Here is a 16,425-nt window from a genome sequence, read left to right as displayed (position 1 = left end):
CGGCGGCGGTCCGACCACGGCGCCACTGGCGGACGACGCGGGGACGGACTTCGGCGCGACGGCCCGGCCGACGGGGCCCCACCCCCGCACGGCCGCCCGGGTACAGCCGGACCCGACGCCGCCGCGGCTCGGCGCTGACCGCGGCGTCCGCGCCCTGCGTTCGGCCGGGCGCGGCACGTCGGACCCGGTCCGCGTACGGTGCGGATCCGGTTGACCACCCGGACGCTAGCCGAACACCCGTGCCACAGGCGAGTCCCCTTCACGGCACGACCCGGAAAGGTGGCATTCGTCCCCCGGTCATCGCACCGGACGGGCCGGTGGCAGTCGACCGAGCGGTACGCCAAGATGGACCACATGACCGACGCACAGCATGCCGTACCCGCCGAGGACGACGACGCCGCGACCCTGGCCGCACCGAGCGAGCTCCGCCCGACCGTCGTGGTGGTGGGCCCCGACGGCCGCCCGGTCGGGACGGTCGACACCGGCGACGCCGAGGACGAGGACCCGAGCCGGCTGGTCGAACAGCCGGCGAAGGTGATGCGCGTCGGCAGCATGATCAAGCAACTCCTGGAGGAGGTCCGGGCGGCGCCGCTGGACGAGGCCGGGCGGCAGCGGCTGGCGGACATCCACCGCCGCTCGATCACCGAGCTGGAGGACGGCCTCGCGCCCGAGCTGCGCGACGAGCTGGAGCGGCTCTCGCTGCCGTTCGAGCAGGGCAGCACGCCCAGCGAGCCGGAGCTGCGGATCGCCCAGGCCCAGCTCGTCGGCTGGCTGGAGGGCCTGTTCCACGGGATCCAGGCGACGCTGGTCGCGCAGCAGATGGCGGCCCGGATGCAGCTCGAGCAGATGCGCGGCCGCCCGGCCCTGCCGCCGGGCCCGCTGGGCCCCATCGCCGGCGCGCCCGGCGAGCACCCCGGCTCGGGTACCGGCCAGTACCTCTGACCTTTCCGCCGCCGCCCGCGCGCGGCGGCGACTGCCCCCGGATGCGACGTTCGTCCCGTCGGGTCTGATTTTGCCCCGGCGGGACGGCTTCAGGTATCGACCCCGGCCGCCGATCGTGGGGACCGAGGGGGAAAACGTGCGCAGCGAGAATGACCGGGACGCGCTGCCCGGCGGCGGGGAGCGGGGCTCCCTGCCGCTGGCGATGCTGCTCGTGCTGCTCGCGGTCGCCCTGGGGACGGCCGCCGTGCCCGCGGCGATGGGCCAGCTCGGCCACACCCGGCAGACCGTCGACCGGGCGAACGCGCTGCGCGGCGCGCAGACCGGGCTGGAGGTCGCGCTGGCCCGGATCCGCAGCATGACCACGCTCGACGAGCTGTGCGGCGACCAGACCGGCACCGACCCCGTGACGCTGGCCGTCACCGGCGGGCGGCCGTCGTACCGGGTGGCCGCGCAGTTCCTCACCGCCGTCGGCCAGGACGAGCCGCCCGCGACCGACGCCGAGCCGACCCCCTGCCGGGGCAGCAACTGGGCCAAGCTCACCGCCACCGCGACCGCCGGCAGCGCGACCCGCCGGCTCAGCGGCTACTACCCGCTGCGCAGCGGCGACCTGCCCTCGCCGTTCACGCCGGCCGACGACATGTACACCCAGCCCCGGCTGATCGCGGCGTTCGCCGCGCTGTCCACGTACGGCGACTACGAGGCGGTCTGCCTGGACCCCGGCCAGTCGGTGCCCGGCGAGGGGGCCGCGGTCACCATGCAGTCCTGCCCGAAGGACTTCCGGCGCGACCTCGGGATCACCTACAAGCAGTACTGGTACTACCGGACCGACCTGACGCTGGCCACCGTCGGCTCGATCCGGTCCGCGCCGGACGCCGCCGACGCGATGTGCCTGGACGCCGGCTCGGACACCCCCGCGGTCGGCGCGGTACCCCGGATGCGCGCCTGCGTGACCCCGGTGCCGCCGCGGCAGCGCTGGTACTACAACGGCGGCCACACGTGGGAGCTGGGCACCGCCGCGGGCACCCTGTCCGGCCTGTGCCTGACCATCAACCAGCCGGACTCGCCCGGCTCGGGCGTCCACCTCGAGGCCCGGTGCAGCCTCGCCGCGCGCGAGCGGGGGCAGCAGTTCGACCCGTTCCCGTACCTCGGGCCCGGCGAGTCCGGCCTGCGCTCGACCGCCTGCCCGGAGGACCGCGGCTACGCCTGCGAGCTGACCCAGCTCCGCAACGCCGCGCTCAACAGCTTCTGCCTGACGGCCATCGACAGCAGCAACGACAACTTCGCCGAGCAGGTCGAGGACCCGACGTTCGCCGCGCCGGCCGAGTGCTACCAGAACCCCGACCTGACGGCGATCCCGTGGTCCCAGCTCATGCGCATCCCGGCCACGCCCACCAACGGCGCCGGCAGCGCGCCCGGCCCGATCTACACCCGCAGCGGCAACACCGAGTACTGCATGGACGTCGCCGGCCGCCTGGTCCGGCCGATGTCCTGCACCGGCGCGGCCACCCAGAAGTGGATCCGGTACGGCGACACCGGCGACTACGACACCAGCTACCGGATCGTCAATGCGGGCAACCGCAAGTGCCTGGCCGCGCTGACCACCGAGGAGCAGGACAGCGACCCGAGCCAGGAGTCCCTGCAGATCTACCGGACCGGGTATGTCTATACCTGGAAGCTCGCCACCCAGCCGTGCCGGACCAGCGCCAACCCCAGCTACGACGACGAGGACTTCGCCGGGCCGTCGCTGGTCCGGATGCAGAAGTGGAACACGCCGGGCGAGATCCGCCGGGGCGGCCGGGACGAGACCCCGGCACCGGCGCCCGAGCCGGTGCCGACGGCCCCGCTGCGCAACCTCACCGGCGACCAGTGATGCGCCTTCCCGCAATTACCCGGAATTGATCGGAACGTGAATTCACCGCTCGAGCACATCGAGTGGCGCTATGTGTTCTGGGATTGTTCACCCTTCGGTCCGGGCGCGGATAGTCATCGACGCCCGCCCCCGAAGGAGAGCACCGTGAAATCGCTGACCAGCCGCATGCTGATCGCCGCCCTGGCCGTACCCGGCATCGGCGTCGGACCCGCCGCACCGGCCCTCGCCGGCCCCGCCGCCCCCGTCCCCGACCCCGCCGGCGACGTCCGCGACATGCGGACGGGCAAGATCATCGACCGGCCCGCGGGCGACATCGTGGCCGTGGGTGGGCGGCGGGCCGACCTCGATACGGACCGCGGCGCGTACTGGAACGAGTACGAGGTGATCGCCAACGGCTCGGCCGATGAGGAATTCCGGAGCATTGTCTACAAGGTGGACAAGGAGTGGGGCGGGGTGGAGCCCGTCTGCGACGGCACGGACGCCTACCGCGACGGGACCATCGTCATCAGCTTCCCGCTGTCCTGCATCGAGAACCCCGCCGACATCGACTACCGCAGCTCGGTGTCCCGCGCGGACGACACCCCCGAGGGGGGACCGGGCTCGGACCGCGCGCCCGACACCGCCTTCGCCCGGGTCGACTGAGGCGTCAGGCGGCGGCCCGGGCGGCCGGGGCGATCAGCTCGTCCAGGTACCGGGCCACGCCGTCGGCGTCGTTGCTCGGCGCGATGTGGTCCGCCGCCGCCCGGACCGCGTCGTGGGCGTTGGCCACCGCCACCCGCCCCCACCGGGCCCAGTCGAACATCGGCAGGTCGATCGGCTGGTCGCCGAAGACCAGCACGTCCTCCGGGCCGAGCCCGAGCACCTCGGTGATCAGCGCCAGCCCGGTCGCCTTGTCCACCCCCGCCGGGGTGATCTCGATGAAGCCGAGGCCCGCCTGGGTGACCGTGGCCCGGTCGCCGGCCACCCGGCGGGCGACGGCGAGCAGGTCGTCGACGTGCCGCTCCGGGTGCCGGGCGAACGCCTTGATCACATCGCCGGCCACGCACTCGTGCCGGGGCCGGGCCTCGAACCGCTCCGGGTACCGCCACGCCGGGTCGTAGTCGCCCCACAGCGACGCGCCGGGGTCCTCCAGCGCCTCGACCATGAACGTCAGCGGCCCGACCGCCTCCTCCAGGTCGAGGATGAACGCCGAGAGCACGCCCGCCGGGATCCGGTGCTCGCTCAGGCTGACCGGCCCCGCCGGGTCGCTCTGGTCCACGACCCACCCGCCGCCGGCCATCACCAGGTAGTCGGCGGCGCGGATGTCGTTGCGGGTCAGCTCCGCCAGCCGCGGCCCGCGGCCGGTCGCGCCCACGATGGGGATGCCCGCCGCGCGCACGCGGTCGAGCACCGCGTGGGTGTAGGCGGACACGGTGTCATCGCTGCGGACGAGCGTGCCGTCGAGGTCGGTGGCGACGAGCTTCGGCAGTCCGGGCCGGCGCATGGCGACTCCTCACCCCTCCGCCCGGCGCCGGCGGCGCGTCCGCCGCGCCGAGCGGGGGAGCAACCGTACCGCTGTCACCGGCAGTGGACCACCCTTATCGGCCGACCGACGCCGGAACTCAACCCGAAGCCCGGGTGACGCCGACCGGTTCGATGACCTCCCGGCCGCCCAGGTACGGGCGCAGCGCCGCGGGCACCCGGACCGACCCGTCCGGCTGCTGGTGGTTCTCCAGCAGCGGGACCAGCCAGCGGGTCGTGGCCAGGGTGCCGTTGAGGGTGGCGGCGGTCCGGGTGCGGCCGTCGGCGTCCCGGTACCGGACGTTCAGCCGGCGGGCCTGGAAGGTGGTGCAGTTCGAGGTCGAGGTGACCTCCCGGTACCGGCCCTGGCTGGGCACCCACGCCTCGCAGTCGTACTTGCGGGCGGCGCTGGACCCGAGGTCGCCCGCGGCGACGTCGATCACCCGGTACGGGACCTCGACGGCGGCCAGCAGCTCCTCCTCCATCGCGAGCAGCGCCGCGTGCTCGGCCGCGGCCTCCTCCGGCCGGCAGTACGAGAACATCTCGACCTTGTCGAACTGGTGCACCCGGATGATCCCGCGGGTGTCCTTGCCGTACGAGCCGGCCTCGCGGCGGAAGCAGGAGGACCAGCCGGCGTACCGCACCGGCGCGCTCAGGTCGAGGATCTCGTCGCTGTGGTACGCCGCCAGCGGCACCTCGGACGTGCCGACCAGGTACAGGTCGTCGGCCTCCAGCCGGTACACCTCGCTGGCGTGCGCGCCCAGGAAGCCGGTGCCCTCCATCGCGGCCGGCTTGACCAGCGCGGGGGTGATCATCGGGACGAACCCGCGCGCGGCGGCCCGCCCGACGGCGAGCTGGAACAGCGCGAGCTGGAGCTGCGCGCCGGGGCCGCGCAGGAAGTAGAACCGCGAGCCGGAGACCTTGGCGCCGCGCTCGGTGTCGATGGCGCCGAGCAGCTCGCCCAGCTCCAGGTGGTCGCGGGGGGCGTCCAGCGCGGGGCGCTCGCCGACCTCGCGGAGCACGACGTAGTCGTCCTCGCCGCCGGCCGGCACGCCGTCGAGGACGACGTTGGGCAGGGCGAGCGCGGCGGCGCGCAGCGCCTCGTCCTGCTCGGCCACGACGCCCTCGGTGCGCTTGACCTCGGCGGCGAGGTCCTTGGTCTTGGCCAGCAGCGCGGCCCGTTCGTCGCCGGTGGCCCTCGGTACCTGCTTGCCGAGCGTCTTCTGCTCGGCCCGCAGGATCTCGAACGCCTGGACGGCCAGCCGGCGCTTCTCGTCGGCGGCGAGCAGGGTGTCGACGGCCGCTTCCGGCTCGCCGCGCAGGCGCTGGCTGGCGCGGACCGCGTCGGGGTCGTCACGGAGCAGGCGTAGGTCAATCACGACGTCCGAGCGTACCCGCAGCCGCGGGCCGCGCTCATCCGGTTTCGTCAACCAAGGTTGACGCTGCCCCGACTGTCAACTAAAGTTGACGACATGACCGAGACCACGACCCTCGTCGGGGCCGCCAGCGGCGCGGACCCGCGGGCGGGCCTGACCGCCGTCCGCGCCCTGCGCCGGCTCCTCGAACGCCTGGAGGTACTCCAGGTCGACAACGCGCGGCGCCGGGGCTGGTCCTGGCAGGAGATCGCCGCGGTGCTGGAGGTCAGCAAGCAGGCCGTGCACAAGAAGCACGCCGGGCGCCCGGCCGTGCCGCCGAACCGGGAGGGATGAGCGCATGTTCGAACGCTTCACCGAGACCGCCCGCGAGGTGGTCGTCACGGCGACCGACCGGGCCCGGGCGGAGCACCTGTCCGCCGCCGGTACGCCGAGCCTGTGGGCCGCGCTGCTCGTGGCCGACGGCCCGGCCGCGGCGCTGCTGCGCGCGGCCGGGGCCGACCCGGCGGCCGCCGCGGCGGCGGCCCGGGCGGCGCTCGCCGCGGCCGGGGGCCGGCTGTCGCCGGCCGAGGAGGACGCGCTGGCCGGGCTCGGCATCGACGTGGCGGCGGTCCGGGCGTCGGCGGAGGCGACGTTCGGGCCGGGCGCGCTGGACGAGCCGGCGCCGGCGCCGCGCGGCTGGTTCCGCCGCGGGCACCTGCCGCTGGACCCGGCGGCGCGCAAGGCGCTGGAGCTGTCGCTGCGCGAAGCGATCCGGCTGGGGCACCGGGCGATCGGGGCCGAGCACCTGCTGCTGGGGGTGGTGCACGCGGACCCGGCGCTGGCGGCCCGGGTGGCGCCGGGGGTGACGCTGGCCGACCTGCGCGAACGCGTCCGCCTCGCCGCCGCCGCCTGACCCGCGGCCGCCTGTCCACCGGGGGCCTGAACCCGCAGCCGCCCGGCCCACCGCCGCCTGACCCGCCGTTGCCGCCCGGCCGGCGGCGGGTGCTCCGATTGCGGGATTTCCCCGATGCTCCGCGCGGCGGCGGGATGGAGGATCGGGGTACCGGCGTCCCCGCCCCCGGCGCGGGCCGCCGGGGTCCGCAATCCGGTCACGGGGTCCCGCCGGCGGGCGCGTCAACGGCGGCGGGGTCGCCGGTCGGCAAGGATCCGGCGCACGACGTTGCGGCCGGGGATGCCGGTGACCCCGCCGCCCCCGTGGGTGGCGCTGCCGGCCTGGTACAGCCCGCGGATCGGCGTGCGCAGGTCCGCGTACCCCGCGGCCGGGCGGGCGTGGAACATCTGCGCCGGGGTCAGCTCGCCGTGGAAGATGTTGCCGCCGACCAGGCCGTACTCGGTCTCCATCAGGTGCGGGCCGATGACCTGGCGGCCGATGACCGAGTCGGTGAAGCCGGGCGCGACGGCCTCGATCCGGGCGGTGAGGCGGTCGGCGTACGCGGTCAGCTCGGCCTCGTGCGGCGCGGCGGCGTACCCGTGCGGCACCCACTGGGTGAACGCGCTGACCACGTGCTTGCCGTCCGGCGCCAGCGTCGGGTCGAGCACCGACGGGATGCAGATGTCGGCGAACGGCGCGGTGGCCGGGCGGCCGGCCACGGCCTCCTGGTACGCGCCCTCCAGGTCGTCCAGGGACTCGGCCAGCACGATCGTCCCGCCGTACACCTCGGGGTCCGGCTCGGGGTGGGCGGCGAGGGCCGGCAGCCGGTCCACCGCGAAATTGATCTTGACTGTGCCGGACCGGCTGTGCCAGCCGCGGATGTCGGCGACGAAGTCGGCCGGCAGCTCGGCCGGGTCCAGCAGCTCCAGGAAGGACACCCGCGGGTGGGCCGTCGTGACCACCGTCGGCGCGGCGATCTCGGTGCCGTCGGCGAGCGCCACCCCGCGCACCCGCCCGCCCGCGGTCAGGATCCGGGCGACGCCCGCGCCGCAGCGGATCTCCGCGCCGAACGAGCGGGCCGCCGCGGCCAGCGCGTTGCTCACCCCGCCCATCCCGCCGCGCGGGAAGCCCCAGGCCGCCGCGCGGCCGTCCACCTCGCCGACGTGGTGGTGCAGCATGACGTACCCCGTGCCGGCGCTGCGCGGCCCCGCCCAGGTGCCGATCACGCCGGACACGCTCAGCATGCCGCGCACCGCCGCGGTGGCGAACCGCGGCTCGACCAGGTCGGCGATGCTCTCGGTGAACAGCCGGGTCAGGTCCACCGCGGCCCGGACGTCCACCTTCCGCAGGACGCCGAGCAGGCCCGCCTGGTCCAGCAGGTCGGCCGGGCGCTTGCTGCCCAGCTTCGGCGGGACCCGGTGCAGCAGCGGGGCGACCAGGCCGCCCAGCCGGGCGAGCCACGCGTCCCACTCCTCGTACGCGTCGGCGTCCGCCGGGCTCCACTCGCTCAGGTACGCGTGCCGGCGCCGCGGGTCGTCGGCCAGCCGCAGCGCCCGGCCGTCGGCGTGCGGCGCGAAGTACGGCCCCTGCGGGTACACGTGGTAGCCGTGCTCGCGCAGCCGCAGGTCCCGGACGAGCGCGTCGGGCAGCAGCGACACCACGTACGACAGCGAGGTCACGGTGAAGTCCGGGCCGAACGGCCGCTCGCTCACCGCCGCCCCGCCGACCACCGGCCGGCGCTCGCAGACCAGCACCCGCCAGCCGGCCCGGGCGAGGTAGCCGGCCGCGACGAGCCCGTTGTGCCCGCCCCCGACGATGACGACGTCATACCCCATCCCCCCAGCCTCCCCGGTCGGGCCCCCGTCCAGCGGGATTTCCGGCCGGCCCGCCGGAAATCACGTGGTCACCCCGCGGCGGCGGGCGGGCGAGCGGCTAGCGTTGGGGGCATGTCGATTCGTACTGCGCAAGCGCGCTGGGAGGGCACCCTCGTCGAGGGTGCCGGGACGATCCGGACCGGGAAGGGCGGGATCAGCGGCGACTACTCGTTCCGGTCCCGGTTCGAGGAGGGCGAGGGCACCAACCCCGAGGAGCTGATCGGCGCCGCGCACGCGGGCTGTTTCTCGATGTTCCTGGCCAAGCTGCTGACCGACGCCGGGCACCCGCCGACCAGCATCGAGACGGTCGCCTCGGTGCAGCTCGACAAGACCGACGCCGGCCCGCGGGTCACCCGCATCGGGCTGGAGACCACGGGCACCGTTGCGGGCATCGACGGCGCGGACTTCGCCAAGTGGGCCGAGGACGCCAAGCAGAACTGCCCGATCTCGCACCTGCTCGCCGCGGGTACCGAGATCACCCTGACGGCGACGCTGAGCCAGGGCTGAGCCGCGCGGCCGGGGGCGCGCCGCGCCCCCGGCGCACGGATCGCCGCGCGGCCGTGCGGCGCCGGCGCGCCCGCGGCGCGCAGAATGGGGCGCATGGCCGTCGAGATGAGCAGGGCCCGGTTCGAGGAACTGGTCGCCGAGGCGCTCGACGACGTACCGGTGGCGCTGATGGCGCTGATGGACAACGTCGTCGTGCTGGTCGAGGACGACCCGCCGCCGGGCGAGGAGGAGCTGCTCGGGCTGTACGAGGGGCACGCCCTCACCGAGCGCGGCTGGGACTACGCCGGTGTGCTGCCGGACCGGATCACCGTGTACCGCAACCCCACCCTGGCCGTCTGCGACACCGAGGACGACGTCGTCGAGGAGGTGGCCATCACCGTGGTGCACGAGATCGCCCACCACTTCGGCATCGACGACGCCCGCCTGCACGAGCTGGGCTGGGGCTGACCGGCCGGCGCCGAGCGCCCCGGCGCGCCGGGCGGGCGACGCGCGGGGCGGGCGTGCGCGGGGGCGGTAGCGTGGCGGCCACGGCACCGTCACCGCGATAGTTCCGCCAGGAGGAGCAGCACATGCGCAGCGCGATCTTCGCCGCCGAGAACCTCGAGAAGGAGTCGGACCAGCCCGGCCTGCGGCTGCAGAACTCCAAGATGCTGAAGATCGAACTCCGGGGCGAGGTCATGGCCCGGACCGGTTCGATGGTCGCCTACCAGGGCCAGGTGCAGTTCCAGGCGCTCGGCTCCGGCGGCGTCACCAAGTGGCTCAAGCAGAAGATGACCGGCGAGGGCGTGCCGCTGATGAAGCTGTCCGGCCACGGGGACGTGTTCCTCGCCGACGCCGCCGCGGACGTCCACCTGATCGACCTGGAGCAGGGCGACTCGCTGTCGATCAACGGCAAGAACGTGCTCGCGTTCGAGCCGAGCCTCCAGTACGACATCCAGATGGTGCAGGGCATGGGGATGCTGTCGTCCGCGGGCATGTTCAACTGCGTGTTCAGCGGGCGCGGCCGGATCGCCATCACCAGCAAGGGCACGCCCGTGGTGCTGAACGTGGACCAGCCGACGTACGCGGACCCGCAGGCGGCGATCTGCTGGTCGTCCACGCTGCAGACCGGGTACCACCGGGCCGACCAGCTCGGCATCGGCACGCTGTTCGGCCGGACCACCGGCGAGGCGTTCACGATGAGCTTCGCCGGCCAGGGCTTCGTCGTCGTCCAGCCGTCGGAGGAGCCGCCGGCCGGGCTGGCCGGCAACCAGAGCAATTCGAGCAGCGGCCTCGGCGGCCTGCTCGGCAACTGACCGGCCGCGTCGCGGGGCCGCCGGCGCGGCGGTCCCGCGGCCGATGTCAGTACGGGCGCCCGGCCCGCACCCGCCCCAGCCAGGCGGCGGCGTCGGCGAAGTCCTCGTCGGCCTGCCCGGCCGGCGGCCGGGGTGACGGCGGCGCCGCGGTGAGCCGGTGCCGCGGGTACGAGCCGAGGAAGCGCACGTCGGAGCAGACCCGGCGCAGCCCCATCAGGGCCTCGCCCAGCCGGGCGTGGGCCAGGTGCCCGACGCAGTCGATGAAGAACACATAGCTGCCCAGCGACTCGCCGGTCGGCCGGGACTCGATCCGGGTCAGGTTCACCCCGCGGACGGCCAGCTCGGTCAGCACGGCGGCGAGCCCGCCGACCCGGTCCCGGTCCAGGAAGACGGCCATCGTGGTGATGTCGTCGCCGGACGGCGGGGACGGCGCGGCGGGGCGCCCGACCAGGGCGAACCGGGTCAGCGCGTCGGGCCGGTCGGCGATCCGCTCGGCGAGGGCGCGCAGCCGGTACCGGCGCAGGCCCACCGGCGCGCAGATCGCGGCGTCCACCTCGCCCGCGGCCGCGGCGGCCGCGGCGGCCGCGTTGGACAGCGCCTCGGCGACCTCGGCGTCCGGCGCGTACGCCCGCAGCCAGCGCCGGCACTGCGCGGCGGCCTGCGGGTGCGCGGCGACCGTGCGCAGCGCGGCGGCGGCCGCCGGGCCGTCGGCGCGGGTGGCGAGGACGAAGTTCACCGGGAGCACGACCTCCCGGATGATCATCAGCGGATCGCCGACGGCCAGCTCGTCCAGGGTCACGCCGACGGCGCCGCCGACGGAGTTCTCCAGCGGGACCAGGGCCGCGTCGGCGTCGCCGGCCCGGACGGCGTCCAGCGCCTCGGGCACGCTCGGCACCGGGGTGCGGGTGCCGCGCTCGGCGGCGGGCAGCGAGCGCAGCGCCTGCTCGGCGAACGTGCCCTCGGGGCCGAGGAAGACGAAGCGGGTCGGGGGTACGCCGGGCATGCCGGCCAGCCTACGCGGAGGTCAGATCGCGCTGAAGAAGGTGAGCGACCCGACCACCCGGTCGGCGTCGCGCAGCGGGACGGCGATGCCGTCGACGGTCACGTCGTACGCGCCGTCGTGCACCCGCATGAGCCCGCGCGTCTGGCGCCCCGAGGAGAGGGCGAGCAGCGGCGGGATCGCGTCGATGTCGGCGTCGGGCAGGAGCCGGCGCTCGGCGGTGAAATCGACGAGGTGCAGCACCCCGTCGAGCAGGTATCGGCCCACCACGCTGCCCGGCGCCCCCAGGCCGAGCAGGGTGTGGCAGGCGGCCGAGGCGGCGACGATGCCGCCGTCGACGTCCAGTACCAGGCAGGGTTCGTCGGCCGCGGAGACCGCGGCGCTCCACCGGGCGAGGCTGCCCGCCGGCGGGTTGCCGTCCGCCCCGGACGGCCCGGCCCCCCCGGCCCGGTGCCGGGGCGGGCCGGTGGATTCGGATAGCGAGAGTTCGACGTGCGCCACTGCACCTCCCACGGGTACTCCGGCGGCATACGCGCCACGCTAGCCGGTCCGAACGCCACCGACGAGCGCCGTGGGTGCGAAATTGTCGGCGGACCGCCGCGGGCTCAGCTCTGGCTGGGCTCCGGGGCGGAGTTCGGGGCCCGGTCCTGCCGGTCCCGGTCGTCGTCGTCGGACGAGCGGTACGGCGGGTTGATCCACGTCGCCGGGTCGCCGGCGACGTGGGCGAGCTTCTCCGCGGTGTGCGGGCTGATCCGGTCGCCGCCGGCCAGCAGCAGCCGGTCCAGCACGCGGTAGCTGGTGAGCATGCAGTCGCGGGGCAGGCCGTGCATGCTGATCCGCCCGGTGCCGACGAAGGCGAGGACGGCGAACACCGGTACGTCCATCCCGACCGCCTTGGACAGCACCCGGCTGGCCGCCGCGGCGTCCTTGCGGGCGTGCGGGATGTACGGGGGGCGGCGGCCGTTGATCTGCACCACGTCGCCGGCGATGAGCACGGTGCTGCGCCCGTGGTCGGCGACCGTGACGGCGAAGACGCCGCCGGGTCCGATCACGAGGAACCCGGCCTGCTCGCCGAGGTGGGGCAGGTCGTCGGTCCGCGGCCAGTCGACGACGTGCCAGCCGGGGCCCAGCTCGCCGAGGCGGTCGGCGGCGCGGTTGCCGGCGGCCTCGGTCCGGCGCACGTCGCGGCGGGCGCGGCGGCGGCGGAGCCAGTCGAGCGGGGTGGCGGGGCGGGCCTGAGCGGTCGGCAAGGTCGGTGCCCCCTCCTCACTGTTGTCTCCGCGGCGCTGCTTCGGGATCCCTGTCATCGCTTACCTCCGGCGCTGATCGTGGCTGTGGCGATCGTGGTGACTGCGGCGGTCGGTGTCGTTCGGGCGGTCATGGTCCTTCTCAGCGATCGGCCGCGGACGCCGGAACCGTCCGGCGGGCAGCTACGTCAGTTGTGTAGGCATTGAGTTGTGACTCCATCACCGTAAGTCGCCAACCCCCGTTTCAGGCAAGGTTCTTGCGTCGAACGATTGATGAATGAGGGAAGTGAATGCGTATCTCATTCGCCTCCGGCCCCGCACGCGGGCGCGGAACGGTGCCAGGCTATTCGTCCGCGGCGCGCAGCGCTGTGATCTGATCTACGCTGCGGCTTGTGACCCACTATGTCGACAGCGAGGTGGGGCAGCTCCACACCGTGCTGCTGCACCGCCCCGGGGCCGAGCTGGCCCGCCTCACCCCCCGCAACAACGACTCCCTCCTCTTCGACGGCATCCCCTGGGTCGGCCGGGCCCAGGAGGAGCACGACGCGTTCGCCGACGCGCTGCGCCAGCGCGGCGTCGAGGTGCTGTACCTGGGTCAGCTCCTGGCCGAGGTACTCACCGTCGGCCGGGCCCGGGCCGAGCTGATCGGCGCGGTCCTGGGCGACCCCCGGCTCGGCGACACCCTGCGCGACGAGGTCGCCGAGTACCTCGACGACCTCCCCCCGCCCGAGCTGGCCGGCGTGCTCACCGCCGGGCTCGCCCGGGAGGAGCTGCTGGCCGCCGGGGGCGGCCGCGGCCTGGTGTACAGCCTGCTGGACCGGCACTCGTTCGTCATCGACCCGCTGCCGAACCTGCTCTTCACCCGGGACTCCTCCGCCTGGGTGCGCGGGCACGTGGCGGTCACCAGCCTGGCCATGCCCGCCCGGCGGCGGGAGACCACGATCACCCGGGCCATCTACCGGCACCACCCGCGGTTCGTCGGGACCCCGCTGCTGTACGAGCCGGGGCTGGAGCTGCTGGAGGGCGGCGACGTCCTGCTGCTCGCCCCCGGCGTGCTCGCGGTCGGGGTCGGCGAGCGGACCACCCCGGCCGGCGCCGAGCGGCTGGCCCGGCGGGTGTTCGTCCGGGAGCTGGCGCACACCGTCCTGGTCGTGCCGATCGCCCAGCAGCGGGCCACCATGCACCTGGACACCGTCTGCACGATGGTCGACGTCGACGCCGTGGTGATGTACCCGAACCTCGCCGACGACCTGGTCGCGTACCCGGTCCAGCGAAGCCCCGACGGCGAGCCCGTCGTGGGCAAGCCGGCGCCGTTCGTGGTCGCCGCGGCCGGCGCGATGGGGATCGACCGGCTGCGGATCATCGACACCGGCCTGGACCCGGTCACGGCCGAGCGCGAGCAGTGGGACGACGGCAACAACACGCTGGCCATCGCCCCGCGGGTGTGCGTGGCGTACGAGCGCAACGTCGAGACCAACGCCCACCTGGAGCGGGCCGGCATCGAGGTGATCCGGATCGCCGGATCGGAGCTGGGCTCGGGGCGCGGCGGGCCGCGCTGCATGTCCTGCCCGATCACCCGCGCCCCGCTGGTCACCGACTAGCCGGCGGCGTCGCCCGGCGCGACCGCGCGGCCCGGTCGGCTGCGCGGCCCGAGGCGACCCCCGACCCGGGCCGGCGGCGGGTCAGCGCAGGCTGAGCTGACGGCCCAGCAGGCCCTGCCGGGCCCGGCGCTGGTCGGCGGTGAGCGGCGCCCCGTCGGCCAGCGCGGCGCGGTACCGCTCGACCAGCGCGGCCAGCGGCGCGTCCCAGTCGCCGGCCGGCGTGCCCACCGGCAGGTCCCACACGGGGGCCAGCCGGCCGTGCACCCGGAACATCCCGGCGAACTTCGTGCCCTCGCCGAGCAGCAGCTCGCCCGCGGCGGACAGCCGGGCCAGCGCGGCCAGCGCCCGGTCCTCGTCGTCGGTGAGCACCCAGCGCACGTGCGCCCGCTCGGTGGCCTTGCACCAGTACGCGCCGGGCGCCGCGGTCAGCTTCTGCGTGGGGTACGCCGCCGCGTTGGCCTGCTCGAGCACGGCCTGCCACTGCGGCGAGTCGGCGCCCTCGGGCCCGGCCCAGAACTCGAATCCGCTGTGCACGGTGATGTCCAGCGGCCCGTCGGTGAGGACGTCGGCCAGCCGCGGGCCCTCGCCCGGCAGCGGCGGTACGGCGACCGGCTTGCCCGGCTCGGTCTCCAGCGCGGCGAGCAGCGAGCAGGCCAGGTCGCGGTTGACGTCGCCGGACTGCTGGTGCCGCTGCAACGCCAGCACGATCTGCCCCTCGGGCCGGACCTGCACCGGGATGGCGCCCGGCAGGACGCTGACCAGGAGGATGTCCTTGTCGCCGTACTTGTCGGACAATTCGGCCGACAGCGTCAGCGGCACGGTGGCCGCGGGGACCAGCTCGCGCAGCGCGATCCACTCCGCCTCGTCGGCCAGCCCCTCGAAGGGGCGGACGACGAAAATGTCGCGTACCTTCTCGCGCTTCGGCGCGCCGACCGGGTTCTTCCGCCGCTTGCTCACGGGCACACCCTAATGCACCCGCGGGTCAGCCCGCGGGCGTCGCGCGGTTCGTCGCCGTCAGGGCGGACAGCTCGGCCCAGACGCTCTGGCCGAGGCCGTCGCGGTCCACGCCCCAGCGGTCGGCCAGCGCCGCCACGATGCCGAGGCCGCGCCCGCCGGTGGCCTCCGGCTCGGCGGCCCGGGCCCGCGGTACGGCCGCCCCGGACCCGCCGTCGGTCACCCGGATCTCCACCACCGCGTCGCCGTCGGCCGGCGCCAGCCGCCAGGCCACCCGGACGACGCCGCCGGGCAGCGGCTCGGCGTGCCGGATCGCGTTGCCGACCAGCTCGGCGACGACCGCGACCACGTCCATCAGCAGCGGGGTGTCGACCGCGCCGGTCAGCTCCGCCGTCAGTCGGTGCCGGGCGACCCGGGCGCCGCGGGCGTGGTGTGGCACGACCAGGCACCAGGCCCGTTCAGCGACGGCCATCATCGTCACGCTCCCGCCTCCCGATACCGCATCGCTCACGGCTCCTGCGCCGGTGCAGGGCCGGGTATCGCACCGCCCACGGACGGGTTGGCTCTCGCGCACGGCAGGCGCACCTCTGCGACCGTACCGCCGCCCTCGCGGGGGCGTAAGGACACCCATCCGTTTTGCCGTTCAACGATCCGGCGGACCAGATAGAGGCCGAGACCCGCGCCACCCCGCCGCCGGCGGTACCCGTCGTCGTCGGCCCGGCCCAGCGAGCGGGGCCCGCGCGGCGCCGGTACCGGGGCCTGCTCGCCCTGCCAGAACCGGTCGAACACCCGCTCGGCGTACTCGGGGCGGACCCCGATGCCCTGGTCGCTGACCCGGAAGTAGACCGCCCCGCCGGTCGCCCCGGCGGTCAGCCAGATCGGCGAGCCGACCGGGGAGTACTTGTCCGCGTTCGTGGCGAGTTCGGTGAGGACCGTGGAGAGGCTGGCCGGGTCCCCGATCGCCCCCGGCAGCCCGGCCGGCAACTGGACCACCAGCCGGCGGGCCAGGTCCGCGGGCAGCGCCGCGACGGCCGTGCGCAGCCCGTCGACCAGGTCGAACGCGACCGGCGGGGCGCCGCTGGCCGGGTCCGCCTCGCTCGCGGCGGCGAGCAGCCGGTCGACCAGCCGGGCCAGGTCGCCGGCCCGCTCGCTGATCACCCGGGCCGCCTCGCGCCGGTCGGCCTCGGGCAGGTGCTCCCAGTGGTTGGCCAGCGTGTCGGCGTACCCCTTGATGACCGTGACCGGCGTGCGCAGCTCGTGGCTGGTGGCGGCGATGAACAGGTCCCGGTCGCGGTCGAGGCGCTGCCGGGCCTGCTGGCGGGCGGCGACGGTGGGCCCGGGTACCGCGTCGGTGTGCTCGACCATGCCGACAAGTGTGCCTCGCTCCG

General features: G+C 75.1%; 17 protein-coding genes and 1 pseudogene. 9 read left to right on the top strand and 9 right to left on the bottom strand.

What is annotated here, in order from left to right; translation table 11 throughout:
* The first annotated feature begins 345 nt into the window (after positions 1-345).
* From IEY94_RS21745 to IEY94_RS21735, 3 genes are all read left to right on the top strand, one after another.
* Positions 346-942: a bacterial proteasome activator family protein gene (locus IEY94_RS21745; protein ID WP_373291349.1), complete on the top strand. Its 597-nt coding sequence runs from the start codon at positions 346-348 to the stop codon at positions 940-942.
* A gap of 136 nt (positions 943-1,078) precedes the next feature.
* Positions 1,079-2,812 (top strand): RICIN domain-containing protein, encoded by a 1,734-nt coding sequence (locus IEY94_RS21740; protein ID WP_189172104.1) that lies wholly within the window; start codon positions 1,079-1,081, stop codon positions 2,810-2,812.
* A 144-nt stretch (positions 2,813-2,956) separates the two neighbouring features.
* Positions 2,957-3,454 carry a hypothetical protein gene (locus tag IEY94_RS21735; protein ID WP_189172103.1) on the top strand — a complete coding sequence of 166 codons (498 nt, stop codon included), beginning with the start codon at positions 2,957-2,959 and terminating at the stop codon, positions 3,452-3,454.
* A gap of 4 nt (positions 3,455-3,458) precedes the next feature.
* Here IEY94_RS21735 and IEY94_RS21730 read toward each other — a convergent pair whose 3' ends face one another.
* Positions 3,459-4,295 (bottom strand): HAD family hydrolase, encoded by an 837-nt coding sequence (locus IEY94_RS21730; protein WP_189172102.1) that lies wholly within the window; start codon positions 4,293-4,295, stop codon positions 3,459-3,461.
* 118 nt (positions 4,296-4,413) lie between these two features.
* Positions 4,414-5,691: a serine--tRNA ligase gene (gene serS, locus IEY94_RS21725; protein WP_189172101.1), complete on the bottom strand. Its 1,278-nt coding sequence runs from the start codon at positions 5,689-5,691 to the stop codon at positions 4,414-4,416.
* Positions 5,692-5,784: 93 nt separating this feature from the next.
* Here serS and IEY94_RS21720 point away from each other — a divergent pair, with 93 nt between their 5' ends.
* Positions 5,785-6,021, top strand: coding sequence for a helix-turn-helix domain-containing protein (locus tag IEY94_RS21720; protein WP_189172100.1), 237 nt, complete (start codon positions 5,785-5,787; stop codon positions 6,019-6,021).
* A 4-nt stretch (positions 6,022-6,025) separates the two neighbouring features.
* A complete protein-coding gene (locus IEY94_RS21715; RefSeq protein ID WP_189172099.1) occupies positions 6,026-6,580 on the top strand; it encodes a Clp protease N-terminal domain-containing protein in 555 nt (184 codons plus the stop codon).
* A gap of 221 nt (positions 6,581-6,801) precedes the next feature.
* On the opposite strand, the gene IEY94_RS21710 is transcribed toward IEY94_RS21715, so the two are convergent.
* On the bottom strand, positions 6,802-8,394 hold the full coding sequence (locus IEY94_RS21710) for a phytoene desaturase family protein (protein WP_189172098.1): 1,593 nt from the start codon (positions 8,392-8,394) through the stop codon (positions 6,802-6,804).
* 111 nt (positions 8,395-8,505) lie between these two features.
* Here IEY94_RS21710 and IEY94_RS21705 point away from each other — a divergent pair, with 111 nt between their 5' ends.
* From IEY94_RS21705 to IEY94_RS21695, 3 genes are all read left to right on the top strand, one after another.
* Positions 8,506-8,940, top strand: a complete 435-nt coding sequence (locus tag IEY94_RS21705; RefSeq protein ID WP_189172097.1) for an OsmC family protein — start codon at positions 8,506-8,508, stop codon at positions 8,938-8,940.
* Positions 8,941-9,033: 93 nt separating this feature from the next.
* The gene (locus IEY94_RS21700; protein WP_189172096.1) at positions 9,034-9,387 is read left to right on the top strand and encodes a metallopeptidase family protein; all 354 of its coding nucleotides are present in this window, start codon (positions 9,034-9,036) and stop codon (positions 9,385-9,387) included.
* Between the two features lie 122 nt (positions 9,388-9,509).
* On the top strand, positions 9,510-10,235 hold the full coding sequence (locus tag IEY94_RS21695) for an AIM24 family protein (RefSeq protein WP_189172095.1): 726 nt from the start codon (positions 9,510-9,512) through the stop codon (positions 10,233-10,235).
* A 46-nt stretch (positions 10,236-10,281) separates the two neighbouring features.
* Here IEY94_RS21695 and pheA read toward each other — a convergent pair whose 3' ends face one another.
* The 3 genes from pheA to IEY94_RS21680 form a co-directional block, all read right to left on the bottom strand.
* Positions 10,282-11,238: a prephenate dehydratase gene (gene pheA / locus IEY94_RS21690; protein WP_189172094.1), complete on the bottom strand. Its 957-nt coding sequence runs from the start codon at positions 11,236-11,238 to the stop codon at positions 10,282-10,284.
* A gap of 21 nt (positions 11,239-11,259) precedes the next feature.
* On the bottom strand, positions 11,260-11,736 hold the full coding sequence (locus IEY94_RS21685; RefSeq protein WP_189172093.1) for a PAS domain-containing protein: 477 nt from the start codon (positions 11,734-11,736) through the stop codon (positions 11,260-11,262).
* Between the two features lie 104 nt (positions 11,737-11,840).
* Positions 11,841-12,542 carry a hypothetical protein gene (locus IEY94_RS21680; protein ID WP_373291348.1) on the bottom strand — a complete coding sequence of 234 codons (702 nt, stop codon included), beginning with the start codon at positions 12,540-12,542 and terminating at the stop codon, positions 11,841-11,843.
* A 332-nt stretch (positions 12,543-12,874) separates the two neighbouring features.
* Here IEY94_RS21680 and IEY94_RS21675 point away from each other — a divergent pair, with 332 nt between their 5' ends.
* The gene (locus IEY94_RS21675) at positions 12,875-14,083 is read left to right on the top strand and encodes an arginine deiminase (RefSeq protein WP_189172091.1); all 1,209 of its coding nucleotides are present in this window, start codon (positions 12,875-12,877) and stop codon (positions 14,081-14,083) included.
* A gap of 81 nt (positions 14,084-14,164) precedes the next feature.
* Here IEY94_RS21675 and IEY94_RS21670 read toward each other — a convergent pair whose 3' ends face one another.
* The 3 genes and pseudogenes from IEY94_RS21670 to IEY94_RS21660 form a co-directional block, all read right to left on the bottom strand.
* Positions 14,165-15,040, bottom strand: coding sequence for a DUF5926 family protein (locus IEY94_RS21670; RefSeq protein ID WP_189172090.1), 876 nt, complete (start codon positions 15,038-15,040; stop codon positions 14,165-14,167).
* Positions 15,041-15,065: 25 nt separating this feature from the next.
* The gene (locus tag IEY94_RS21665; RefSeq protein ID WP_189172174.1) at positions 15,066-15,512 is read right to left on the bottom strand and encodes an ATP-binding protein; all 447 of its coding nucleotides are present in this window, start codon (positions 15,510-15,512) and stop codon (positions 15,066-15,068) included.
* Positions 15,513-15,610: 98 nt separating this feature from the next.
* Positions 15,611-16,390 (bottom strand): annotated as a pseudogene (locus IEY94_RS21660) (sensor histidine kinase); the annotation flags it as partial.
* Positions 16,391-16,425: the final 35 nt, after the last annotated feature.

The sequence above is a fragment of the Pilimelia anulata genome (assembly GCF_014647895.1).
In the GTDB taxonomy this organism is placed as follows: Bacteria; Actinomycetota; Actinomycetes; order Mycobacteriales; family Micromonosporaceae; genus Pilimelia; species Pilimelia anulata.
The sequence above is the reverse complement of the archived record's forward strand: the minus strand, read 5'-3'. Positions and strand labels throughout refer to the sequence as shown.

Excerpts from the sequence above, each read along its gene's own strand:
- IEY94_RS21745 (WP_373291349.1), top strand. The coding sequence starts at position 346 with ATGGACCACATGACCGACGCACAGCATGCCGTACCCGCCGAGGACGAC.
- IEY94_RS21730 (WP_189172102.1), bottom strand. The coding sequence starts at position 4,295 with ATGCGCCGGCCCGGACTGCCGAAGCTCGTCGCCACCGACCTCGACGGC.
- IEY94_RS21720 (WP_189172100.1), top strand. The coding sequence starts at position 5,785 with ATGACCGAGACCACGACCCTCGTCGGGGCCGCCAGCGGCGCGGACCCG.
- IEY94_RS21715 (WP_189172099.1), top strand. The coding sequence starts at position 6,026 with ATGTTCGAACGCTTCACCGAGACCGCCCGCGAGGTGGTCGTCACGGCG.
- IEY94_RS21710 (WP_189172098.1), bottom strand. The coding sequence starts at position 8,394 with ATGGGGTATGACGTCGTCATCGTCGGGGGCGGGCACAACGGGCTCGTC.
- IEY94_RS21705 (WP_189172097.1), top strand. The coding sequence starts at position 8,506 with ATGTCGATTCGTACTGCGCAAGCGCGCTGGGAGGGCACCCTCGTCGAG.
- IEY94_RS21700 (WP_189172096.1), top strand. The coding sequence starts at position 9,034 with ATGGCCGTCGAGATGAGCAGGGCCCGGTTCGAGGAACTGGTCGCCGAG.
- IEY94_RS21695 (WP_189172095.1), top strand. The coding sequence starts at position 9,510 with ATGCGCAGCGCGATCTTCGCCGCCGAGAACCTCGAGAAGGAGTCGGAC.
- pheA (WP_189172094.1), bottom strand. The coding sequence starts at position 11,238 with ATGCCCGGCGTACCCCCGACCCGCTTCGTCTTCCTCGGCCCCGAGGGC.
- IEY94_RS21680 (WP_373291348.1), bottom strand. The coding sequence starts at position 12,542 with ATGACAGGGATCCCGAAGCAGCGCCGCGGAGACAACAGTGAGGAGGGG.
- IEY94_RS21665 (WP_189172174.1), bottom strand. The coding sequence starts at position 15,512 with ATGATGGCCGTCGCTGAACGGGCCTGGTGCCTGGTCGTGCCACACCAC.